Origin of the sequence: Rhodovulum sp. 12E13, from assembly GCF_003340565.1 — a bacterium.
In the GTDB taxonomy this organism is placed as follows: domain Bacteria; phylum Pseudomonadota; class Alphaproteobacteria; order Rhodobacterales; family Rhodobacteraceae; genus HLUCCA09.
Window position 1 is genome coordinate 1 of the sequence record NZ_QPLK01000052.1, and the last position, 10,274, is coordinate 10,274.

8 protein-coding genes and 1 pseudogene are annotated in these 10,274 nt (G+C 70.7%); 6 read left to right on the top strand and 3 right to left on the bottom strand.

All coding sequences use genetic code 11. The features are described from left to right. Nucleotides 1–357, top strand: a 357-nt coding sequence (locus DLJ49_RS21935) for a hypothetical protein (protein ID WP_199533464.1), incomplete at its 5' end; no start/stop codon positions are given. A 324-nt stretch (nucleotides 358–681) separates the two neighbouring features. Here the strand turns inward: DLJ49_RS21935 and DLJ49_RS20085 are convergent. The 3 genes from DLJ49_RS20085 to DLJ49_RS20095 form a co-directional block, all read right to left on the bottom strand. Continuing rightward, on the bottom strand, nucleotides 682–1,368 hold the full coding sequence (locus DLJ49_RS20085) for a right-handed parallel beta-helix repeat-containing protein (RefSeq protein ID WP_115395298.1): 687 nt from the start codon (nucleotides 1,366–1,368) through the stop codon (nucleotides 682–684). 294 nt (nucleotides 1,369–1,662) lie between these two features. Then, nucleotides 1,663–2,358, bottom strand: a complete 696-nt coding sequence (locus DLJ49_RS20090; RefSeq protein ID WP_199533465.1) for a GntR family transcriptional regulator — start codon at nucleotides 2,356–2,358, stop codon at nucleotides 1,663–1,665. Then, complete coding sequence (locus DLJ49_RS20095; protein ID WP_115395299.1) at nucleotides 2,355–5,285, bottom strand: FAD-binding and (Fe-S)-binding domain-containing protein; 2,931 nt, start codon at nucleotides 5,283–5,285, stop codon at nucleotides 2,355–2,357. The genes DLJ49_RS20090 and DLJ49_RS20095 overlap by 4 nt, the downstream gene beginning before the upstream one ends. A gap of 142 nt (nucleotides 5,286–5,427) precedes the next feature. Between DLJ49_RS20095 and DLJ49_RS20100 the strand changes: the two genes are divergently transcribed. The 5 genes and pseudogenes from DLJ49_RS20100 to DLJ49_RS20120 form a co-directional block, all read left to right on the top strand. Beyond that, nucleotides 5,428–6,618 (top strand): pyridoxal-phosphate-dependent aminotransferase family protein, encoded by a 1,191-nt coding sequence (locus tag DLJ49_RS20100; RefSeq protein ID WP_115395300.1) that lies wholly within the window; start codon nucleotides 5,428–5,430, stop codon nucleotides 6,616–6,618. 82 nt (nucleotides 6,619–6,700) lie between these two features. Further along, nucleotides 6,701–7,663 carry a Bug family tripartite tricarboxylate transporter substrate binding protein gene (locus DLJ49_RS20105; RefSeq protein ID WP_115395301.1) on the top strand — a complete coding sequence of 321 codons (963 nt, stop codon included), beginning with the start codon at nucleotides 6,701–6,703 and terminating at the stop codon, nucleotides 7,661–7,663. Between the two features lie 63 nt (nucleotides 7,664–7,726). Beyond that, nucleotides 7,727–8,230, top strand: coding sequence for a tripartite tricarboxylate transporter TctB family protein (locus DLJ49_RS20110; protein ID WP_115395302.1), 504 nt, complete (start codon nucleotides 7,727–7,729; stop codon nucleotides 8,228–8,230). A 21-nt stretch (nucleotides 8,231–8,251) separates the two neighbouring features. Then, nucleotides 8,252–9,766 (top strand): tripartite tricarboxylate transporter permease, encoded by a 1,515-nt coding sequence (locus DLJ49_RS20115; RefSeq protein WP_115395303.1) that lies wholly within the window; start codon nucleotides 8,252–8,254, stop codon nucleotides 9,764–9,766. A gap of 80 nt (nucleotides 9,767–9,846) precedes the next feature. Then, nucleotides 9,847–10,121, top strand: a pseudogene (locus DLJ49_RS20120) (IS5/IS1182 family transposase); the annotation flags it as partial. Between the last annotated feature and the right edge of the window lie 153 nt (nucleotides 10,122–10,274).

Below are 10,274 nucleotides of genomic sequence, written 5' to 3' on the forward strand. Positions count from 1 at the left end.
GCGGCGGCGCGCGATCACCGGGCGGTGCTCGCCGACGGGGACCGGCAGGTGCTCGACGCCGCTCTCGCCGCGCTGTCGGACAAGGGCCTGTTCGACGGCGATGCGCTGGCGGCCGCCGAGGCGGCCCTGGCGCCGCTGGAGGCGGCGGTCGCGCGCGCCGGGGGCGCGCCCGTGCGGCGCTGGACCGAGCAGGGCGACGGCTACCTCGTCGGCGGCACCGAAGCGGGCCGCCGCATCGGATGCGTTCGCGACGAACTGCGGGCGTTCCTCCGCCTCGCATGGCGCGTCGTCGATTACCTCGAAGCGCACGACCAGCTCGCGCGCCGGGTCGGCGGCGCGCCGGGCCCGAAGCGGTAGGCCGGCGGGCCGCAGGCGACGCGGGGCTCGTGGAGGGCAGGGGCACATCGCGCGCGCCAAGCCGGTCCGGGGCGGGCCAGGAAACGGTCACGGGGCACCGATGCGGCGACGTTCAAGCCTCCGAACCCATCGCCCGAACCGCCCGTCGGTTTGAATGCCCGAATGGCCGCCCCGAGGAGGGGGCGCGTGGCTTCCGCGGCGAATTCCAGCGTGCCACGTCCCTCTCGTTCGGGCGCCCCACTCACGGCGACGGGGGAGATGGGCAGAGACGCCCGATGTCGTTGTACGCACCCTCATCTTCGTCCTCCACGCTGATGAGGGTGGTCAGGACGGCCCGGTTTCGTCCCGCTGCCTTTGCGGCATAGAGGGCCTCATCTGCGGCACGCATGGGATCCTGCCGAACTGCTGGAACGTGCCGTCCGGCCCGTCCATCTGCCCGGTATTGGCGAAGACCGTGTCGCGCACGGTCATGTGCGCGCCGCCGCCGAGGGCGAGGCCGGCGCCGGTATTGTCCGCCGCGCGGCCGCCCTCGATCAGCACCCGCTCGGCGCTCTCCAGCGTCAGCAGCCCCGCGATGCCGCAGCGCGTCACCACCGCGTCAGTGATCCGGATGTCGGTGCCGTCGATGGCGATGCCGGTCGCGCCGAAGCCGGAGATGGACTCGCGGGTGATCCCCTCAACCGCGATCCCCTCCACGGCGATGCGCGTGCCGGTGATAGGCAGCCCGTAGGGCGCGTCGTCGTTGGCGATGGTGACGGCGCCCTCGGCGCGCAGCGTCAGGTCGCGTCCCGCGAGGCGCACCGCCTCGTCGTAGGTGCCGGCGGCGACGACGATCGTGTCGCCGGCCGACGCTGCGTCGATGGCGGCCTGGATCGTGGCGAAGTCGCCGGTGCCGTCCTGCGCCACGCGCAGGGTGGCGCCGCCGGTGGCAGGAGCGGCGGGCAGGTCGGGGGCAGCGGGCGCGAGGGCGCCGGCGGAAGCGAGGATGAACGATCCGTCGAACAGGGACATGGGCACTCACGAAACCAGTCAGGGACAGCGGGTTCGGTCCCACGCCGCGTGCGGGTCGTCGGGGAGACCCGAAGAACGGTGCATTCGAGACAACATCGCGCCACCGGCCGGCTCTGCGCGAGAGCCGCGCGGGCGCGGGAGGCGCCGTCCCCCGTCGTCCCCTCCGGGACGACGTGCCCTGGGCCTCCGGGGCTGCCACATCGGCATCCGGCCCGGACGGGCCTGCCGCGATCGGGGCGCCCTCGGGGCGGCAGGTCCCGCGCCAGCCGAGCGTGCGGGGCACCGCCGCGCCGCTCAGTCGTTGGCGGCCGTCGCGGCCAGCAGCCAGTCGCGCACCGTCTCCTTCTTGTGGGCGAGATGGTCGCGCAGGGTGCGGGCCAGCGCAGCGCCCTCGCGCGCCCGCAGGCAGCGCAGCATCTCCTCGTGTTCCTCGATGGCCTGGCGCCAGCGCGAGGTCGTCATGTTGGCCACGTAGCGCGCCTGCCGCACGCGGGCGGCGAGCGCGCGGTATTGCGCGGTCAGCGTCTCGTTGCGCGCCGCGGCGAGGATCGCCTCGTGGATGCGCTGGTTGAGCGTGAAATAGCCGTCGAGCGCGCCCGCCTCGTACTGCGCCACCATCTCCTCGTGCAGCGCGGCGATCTCGTCGACTTCCGCATCGGTGATCTTCTCGCAGGCAAGCTCCCCTGCCAACGCCTCGAGCGCGCCCATGACCGGGAACACTTCCTCGAGGTCGGCGACCGTGATCCGCGTCACCCAGGCGCCGCGATTGGGCTCGAGCGACACCAGTCGGTCGGCGGCGAGCACCTTCAGCGCCTCACGCAGCGGCGTTCGGGACACGCCGTAATAGGCGCAGAGCTCCTTCTCCGGCACCTTCTGGCCGGGCGAAAGCTCGCCCCGCACAATCAGTTCGCGCAGCTTCTCGGCCAGTTCCTGGTGCAGCGAGGTGCGCTTCAGGCTGTCGCCTGCGCCCGCCGGGTCGAGAATGCTCACGCCTGTGCCCCCCTCCTGCCGGCCCCCCCGGCCGCCCCGGTCAGCGCCATGTCCAGAAGGCGCGCCACGTGGATCGCCTCCCGGCCCGTCCCATCCGCGATCTGGTGCCGGCACGAGGTGCCGTCGGCGACGACGAGCGCGTCCTCCCCGGCCGCCCGCACGGCCGGAAAGAGCGACAGCTCCCCCATCCTGCGCGAGACGGCCTCGGTGTCGCGGCCATAGCCGAAGGCGCCGGCCATACCGCAGCAGCTGCTTTCTATCACGTCAACCTCGGTGTCCGGCAAGAGGTCGAGCGTGCGCCGGATCGCCGGCATCACGTCGTGCGCCTTCTGGTGGCAATGGCCGTGCAGGTGCACCTTCGGCGCAGGCGAGGCGAGGGGCAGGTCGAGCTCGCCGGCCTCCGTCGCCTCGGCGATGTATTCCTCCAGCATCTTCGCCGCCTGCGCGACGCGGCGGGCCGTCTCGCCGGGGATCAGCGCGGGGATCTCGTCGCGCAGGGTCAGCAGGCACGAGGGCTCGAGCCCGATGATCGGGCGCCCTGCCTCAACGTGGGGCACGAGCGCGTCGAGCAGCCTCTGGCCGGTCGCGCGGGCGCGCTCCACCAGCCCGGTGGCAAGGTAGGTGCGCCCGCTGTCGAGCGGCTTGCCCGTGCCGTCGCGCGCCACCGCGACGCGCTTGCCGCCCGCGCGCAGGACGCGGATCGCGGCGCGCAGGTTCTCTGGCTCGAAGTAGCGGTTGAAGATGTCGGCGAAGAGGATCACGTCGGGCTCGGCATCCTGCGCCTCGCTGTCGCGGAAGGGCCGGGAGGACCAGCGGGGCAGGGGGCGGCTCGCGGCGAAACCGGTCGGCCCCTCCATCAGCCGCGCCAGCAGCGGCACGCGGTTGCGCAGGTTCATCGCCCAGGGCACGCGGGAGGCATAGGGGGCGTAGTCGGGCATGTGGGCCACGAGCCGGTCGTGCAGGCCCAGCCCGTGCTTCTCGGCGCGCGCGGCGAGCACCTCGATCTTCATCTTCGCCATGTCGACGCCGGTGGGGCATTCGCGCTTGCAGGCCTTGCAGGAGACGCAGAGCTTCATCGTCTCCATCATCGCGTCGGAGGTGAGCGCGTCGTCGCCGAGCTGGCCCGACAGCGCCAGCCGCAGCGTGTTCGCGCGCCCGCGGGTGACGTCCTTCTCCTCCCGCGTCGCGCGGTAGGAGGGGCACATCGCGCCGCCCTGCAGCTTGCGGCAGGCGCCGTTGTTGTTGCACATCTCCACCGCGCCCTGAAAGCCGCCCCCCGCGCCCGGCCAGGCGGACCAGTCGAACGCCGTCTTCAGCGGCTTGACGGCGTAGTCCGGCGGATAACGGAAGAGCGTCCGGTCATCCATCTTCGGCGCCTCGACGATCTTGCCGGGGTTCAGGCGCCGGTCGGGGTCGAAGCGGTCCTTCACCTGCAGGAACAGGTCCGTCATCTCGCGGCCGAACATCTTCTCGTGGAATTCCGAGCGCACGATGCCGTCGCCGTGCTCGCCGGAATGGGAGCCCTTGTATTCGGCCACGAGGTCGAACGCCTCCTCGGCGATGGCCCGCATCTTCGCCACGTCGCCGCCGTCCTTCATGTTGAGGATCGGGCGCACGTGCAGGCAGCCGACCGAGGCATGAGCGTACCACGTCCCCGACGTGCCGTGCCGCTCGAAGATGCCGGTCAGCCGGTCGGTGTAGTCGGCGAGGTCGGGCAGCTCGACGGCGCAATCCTCCACGAAGGAGACGGGCTTCCCCTCCTGCTTCATCGACATCATGATGTTCAGGCCCGACTTGCGCACCTCCGCCACCTGGCCCTGCAGGCGCTGGTCGGTCACCGGCACGACGCCGCCCCAGCCGCGCCCTTCATGCGCCCAGTCGAAGCCGAGCCCGGCCATCACGTCCGCGAGCGCCTTCAGCTTCGCGGCGTTCGCCTCGGCGCTGCCCTCGTCGTACTCCACCAGCAGGAGCGCCTCGGGCGCGCCGCGCACCACCTTCTCGATGGTGGGGCGGAACAGCGGGATCTGCCGCGACAGGCCGATCATCGTCGCGTCCACCAGCTCCACCGAGAGTGGCGTCGTCTTCACCAGGTGCTGGGTGGCGTCCATCGCCTGGTAGAAGCTGGGGAAGTGGCACACGCCCAGCACCCGCTCGCCCACCACCGGCCAGAGCTTCAGCTCGATCCGGCTGAAATGGGCGAGCGTGCCCTCCGAGCCCACCAGCAGGTGCGCGAGGTTCGGCGGATGCCCGTTGGCCACCAGCGCGTCGAGGTTGTAGCCGCCCACCCGGCGGGTGAGCTTGGGGAAGCGTTCCTCGATCAGGGCGGCGTTCTCGGCCCCGAGCGCCAGCATGTCGGCGGCGAGCACGTCGTAGGGCGCGTTGCCCCCGGCGCGGGAGGCATCGTAGGGGCCGAAGCGCGCCTCGGTACCGTCCTGCATCACCGCCTCGATGGACAGGACGTTGTCGCGCATCGTGCCGTAGCGCAGGGAGCGGCCGCCGCAGGAATTGTTGGCCGCCATCCCCCCGATCGTGGCCCGCGAGGCGGTGGAGACGTCGACCGGGAACCACAGCCCGTGGGGCTTCAGCGCGCGGTTGAGCTCGTCGAGCACCACGCCCGGCTCGACCACGGCGCGGCGGCCCTCCACGTCGATCTCCAGGATGCGGTTGAAGTGGCGCGAATTGTCGAGGATCAGCCCGGAATTCACCGTCTGCCCGCACTGGGAGGTGCCGCCGCCCCGGCCTGTCACCGGCACGCCGGCCCGCCGCGCGGCGTCGAGCGCGATCTGCACGTCCTGCGTGGAGGTGGGCGCCGCCACCCCCGCCGGCATGATCTGGTAGATCGACGCATCGGTGGAATACCGCCCGCGCGAGGCGGCGTCGAAAAGGATATCCCCCTGAAAACCCTCGCGAAGTGCCTGTTCCAGCATGATCGCGTTCCTCCCCGTCACTTCGGTGTTGACAGAGAGATAGCCGGACGTGATACATAATTCAAAATTAAAAACGCACCGGGCTGGTCAGAGTGTCGCGAGAGCGGCGGGGCCATCGGGGCGGCAACATGGGGGGGTCGACATGTCCAGACGCGCAGGGCGCCATTTCCTGCAGATTCCCGGGCCGAGCGCGGTGCCGGATCGCATCCTGCGCGCCATCTCCGCCCAGACGATCGACCATCGCGGCCCGGACTTCGCCGAGGTCGGGCGCACCGCGCTGGAGGGGATGAAGACGATCTTCCGCACCGAGGCGCATGTCTTCATCTTCCCCGCCTCGGGCACCGGTGCGTGGGAGGCGGCCCTCGTCAACACCCTGGCCGAGGGGGACCGGGTGCTGATGTACGAGACCGGCCACTTCGCCACGCTGTGGAAGAAGATGGCCGAGCGCCTCGGCCTCGCACCGGAATTCATCGAGGGCGACTGGCGCGGCGGCGCGGATCCGGAGGCGATCGAGGCGCGGCTGCGCGCCGATACGGGCCAAGAGATCAAGGCCGTCTGCGTCGTCCACAACGAGACCTCCACCGGATCGGTCTCGCCCGTCGCCGACGTGCGCGCGGCGATCGACGCGGCCGGCCACCCGGCACTCCTGATGGTCGACTCGATCTCGGGCCTCGCCTCCATCGACTTCCGTTTCGACGAGTGGGGCGTGGATGTTTGCGTGTCGGGCTCGCAGAAGGGGCTGATGCTGCCGCCGGGCCTGTCCTTCAACGCCGTCAGCGACAAGGCGATGGCGGTGGCGAAGGAAGGCGGCATGCGCCGCTCCTATTGGGACTGGACCGACATGGCCGGCCCGAACGCCACCGGCTACTTCCCCTACACGCCCGGCACGAACCTGCTCTACGGGCTGAACGAGGCCATCGCCATGCTCCACGAGGAGGGGCTGGAGAACGTCTTCGCCCGTCATGCCCGCCACGGCGCGGCCACCCGCGCCGCCGTGCGCGGCTGGGGGCTGGAGGTGCTCTGCGCCAGGCAGGGGCAGGAGAGCGGCGTGCTGACGGCGGTGATGATGCCCGAGGGGCATTCCGCCGACGCCCTGCGCGCCACGGTGCTGGAGCAGTCCGACATCTCGCTCGGCAACGGCCTGTCGAAGGTGGCCGACCGGGTGTTCCGCATCGGCCATCTGGGCGATTTCAACGACGCGATGCTGCTCGCGACGCTCACCGGCGTGGAGCGGGGGCTGGCGCGCGCCGGCGTGCCGCACGAGGCGCGCGGGGTCGCGGAGGCCATCCGGGTGCTCGACGAGACCGATCCGCCCGCGCTCGCCGCGGAGTGAAGACAGACCACGCGCCGCAGACGCCGAAGACGCGCGCGGCCCCGCAAGGGACAGATCGATCCAACCGAAGGGAGGAATAGAGATGAACGCACCTATCCTGAAGGGGGCCCTGGGCCTTGCCACCGGTCTCGCCCTCGCGGGCGGCGCCGCGCTCGCCCAGGACGACTACCCCGAGCGCACGATCGAGGTCGTCCACCAGTACGGCCCCGGCGGCGGCACCGACCGCTTCGTCCGCGCGGTGGCCGAGCCCTTCGCCGAGATCGCCGGCGAGCAGATGGTCCCCGTCTCCGTGCAGGGCGGCGGCGGCATTCCGGCGGTGACGAACTTCCTCCAGCGGCCGGCCGACGGGCATTCGCTGATGGCGATCAGCCCCGCGCAGGTCATCGCGCACGTCCAGGGCAGGATCGACATGGCCGACTTCATGCCGCTGGCGCGGGTGCAGTTCGACCAGGCGCTGATCTGGGTGCCGGCCGACAGCCCCTACGAGACGATTCAAGAGTTCATCGCCGCGGCCGAGGCCGATCCCGGCGCCGTCTCCGTCGCGATCTCCGGCGCGGCGGGCTTCGACGAGGTGACGGTGGGCCTGTTCGGCCTCGAGACCGACACCACCCTCACCACCGTGCCGTTCTCCAGCTCCGAGATGGTGTCGAACACCGTCGGCGGGCAGGTCGACGCGATGTTCGAGGAGTTCGGCCCCGCCCGCGGCCTGTGGGAATCGGGCGATCTGCGCCCGCTCGTCGTCTTCTCCGAGGAGCGCCTGCCGGTGCTGCCGGACGTGCCGACGGCGACCGAGCTCGGATACGACGTCACGCTGGGCCGCTGGCGCGCCTTCGCCATGCAGGCCGAAGACGAGATGGAGCACGCCCAGACGCTCTATGACATGATCGGCCAGGCGGTGGAGACCGAGAGCTACAAGGAGTTCGAGGCGCAGTCCGCGCTGCAGTACCGCTCCGAGCTGATCGGCCTCGACGAGTTCTCCGCCTTCATCGACGGCGAGATCGAGACCTACACCGCCGTGCTGCGCGAGCTGGGCTACATCGAGTAAGCCTCGCCCCGGGGCGCCGGCCTGCGCGCCGGCGCCCCGCCGCTTCCAGCTCCGGAGACTCCCATGTCGAAACGCGCGGTCGATTTCGCCTTCGCCCTGACGCTCTGCGTCGCTTCCGTCTTTCTGTGGTTCGTCGCGGACGGCTTTCCCGGCTCGCCCCGCTACGCTCAGATCGACACAGATTTCTGGCCGAAGATCGTCACCGGCCTCATGGCGGTGCTGACCGCGATCATCGCGCTGCAGAACGGCGTGAGCCTCCTGCGCGCGCGCGATGGCGGGCTGGAGGACCGGCTGAACCTCGACTGGCGCGGCATCGGGCGGATGGCGGCGATGGGCGCGCTCGTGCTCGTCTATTTCTGGGCATTCGGTCAGGTCGGCTTCCTGCTCTCCACGGTCGTCTTCCTGTGGATCGCCGCGCTGGCGCTGCCGGGCGGCAAGCTCTGGGCCAAGCTCGTCTTCGCACCCGTCTTCACCATCGCGCTGACGGCGCTGTTCTCGCGGGTGCTGAGCCTGCCCCTGCCGCGGGGCGTGGGGCCGTTCTACGAGTTCAGCCTGCTGTTCTACTGAGCCTGCCGAGGGGACGGGACGATGGACGCCTATATCGACGCGCTCGCCTACGTCTTCGGCACGCCGGTCAACATTCTCTTCATCGTCTTCAGCGTCGTCTGGGGGATCGCCTTCGGCTCGGTGCCGGGGCTGACGGGCATCGTCGGCGTGGCGCTGCTGATCCCCTTCACCTACGCCTTCGCGCCGGAGCAGAGCCTGCTGCTGCTCGGCGGCGTCTACGTGGGTGCCACCTTCGGCGGCTCGATCTCGGCGATCCTGTTCAACACGCCCGGCTCGCCGGAGGCCGCCTGCACCGCGCTCGACGGCTACCCGATGGCCAAGCGCGGCGAGGGCGGGCGGGCGCTCGGCATCGCGCTCGCCTCCTCGGCCATCGGCGGCATCTTCGGCACGCTGGTGCTGATGCTGCTCGCGCCCCCCATGGCGACGCTCGCGCTCGAATTCGGCCCGCCGGAATACTTCGCCCTCGCCGTCCTCGGCATCTCCGCCATCGCCTCCATCGGCTCGGGCTCGGTCTTCAAGGGGCTCGTCGCGGGGCTGATCGGCCTTGGCGTGGCGACGGTGGGCCTCGACCCGATCACCGGCTTCGGGCGCTACACCTTCGGCAACAACATGCTGCTGACGGGGATCAGCTTCGTGCCCGTCATCATCGGCACCTTCGCGCTGGCCGAGGTGCTGAGCCGGGTGAGCGAAGGGCGCAAGCCCGGCACCGCGATCACCGACGTCTCGACCAGGCTGCCCTCACGCAGGGAGCTCGGAGAGGCGAAGGGAACGCTCGCGCGCTCCTCCGTCCTGGGCGCCATTATCGGCGCGCTGCCCGGCGTGGGGGCGACCACTGCGTCGTTCCTGTCCTACTCCGAGGCGGTGCGCTGGTCCCGCCACCCCGAGAAGTTCGGCACCGGTATCCCGGAGGGCATCGCTGCGCCGGAATCGGCCAACAACTCCGCCGTCGGCGGCTCGATGATCCCGCTGCTGGCCCTCGGCATCCCCGGAAGCGCCACGACGGCGGTCATGCTCGGCGGGCTGACGGTGCACGGCATCGTGCCGGGGCCGCTGCTGATGGAGCAGAACACGCTGCTCGTCTACACCGTCTTCATCGCGATGATGGTGGCCAACATCTTGATGCTGGTGTTCGGCGTGCGCGCGGCGCGCTACTTCGCGCTGATCCTGACCATTCCCTACGCCTTCGTCGGCCCCGCCATCGTCGTGATGTGCATGACCGGGGTCTACGGGCTGAACTCCAACATGGTCGATATCGGCGTCATGCTGTCCTTCGGCCTGATCGGGGTGCTGCTGCGCGCGATGCGCTACCCCGTCGCCTCCTTCATCATCGGCCTCGTCCTGGGGCCGATCGCGGAGACGAGCCTGCGCCAGGGCCTGATGATCTCGCAATACGATTACGGCGAGTTCCTGATGCGCCCCATCGCGGCGACGCTGCTGATCCTCGCCGCCCTGTCGCTCGCCTACGGCCTTTACGGGCAGTACAAGCGCGCGCGGGAGAGCGCGAAGGGATCGGGCGTGGCGGAGGCCGCGGAGTAGGGCAGGGCCCCCGGCCCGCCTCGACAGCCGGGGGCGCAGGCGCCGGGGCGCGCGCGCCGGCCATGGCGCGGCTCCGATGCTCTCGGAAGCCGTGGAAGCCATCTACTGCCGGCGCCATCGCCCGGAACGAGGCACTGCGCGCATCAAGATACCTCGGCCGCGCCATCTGGCGAAAATGGAGCGGATACCACCGCCGAAGCCGCGCCGAGACGAAGATGCGACTTCCGTGAAGCTCTTGGGGCAGGGCCTCATGGCGCGCGACTTCGATCGCCGGGTCGCCGAACTCCGGAGCGGAGCCGCCGTGCTGAACGGCTACACCGCGCTCGGCATACCTGTCACGGAGCCCATGGGATAAGTGCGTCCGGGGAAAGGGGAGGTCCGGGCTTCATGCCCTTTGCGCAACATGTATAACCGCCCCATGCGCAAGAGGGATTTTGCGGAGCTGGTTTTGGCGCATCGTCGGGTGCTGACATGTATCCGGCCTCGTGATGCGGCCTTGCCTGCCGCG

Coding starts and splice junctions, on each gene's coding strand:
- DLJ49_RS20085 (WP_115395298.1), bottom strand. CDS start 1,368: ATGTCCCTGTTCGACGGATCGTTCATCCTCGCTTCCGCCGGCGCCCTC.
- DLJ49_RS20095 (WP_115395299.1), bottom strand. CDS start 5,285: ATGCTGGAACAGGCACTTCGCGAGGGTTTTCAGGGGGATATCCTTTTC.
- DLJ49_RS20100 (WP_115395300.1), top strand. CDS start 5,428: ATGTCCAGACGCGCAGGGCGCCATTTCCTGCAGATTCCCGGGCCGAGC.
- DLJ49_RS20105 (WP_115395301.1), top strand. CDS start 6,701: ATGAACGCACCTATCCTGAAGGGGGCCCTGGGCCTTGCCACCGGTCTC.
- DLJ49_RS20110 (WP_115395302.1), top strand. CDS start 7,727: ATGTCGAAACGCGCGGTCGATTTCGCCTTCGCCCTGACGCTCTGCGTC.
- DLJ49_RS20115 (WP_115395303.1), top strand. CDS start 8,252: ATGGACGCCTATATCGACGCGCTCGCCTACGTCTTCGGCACGCCGGTC.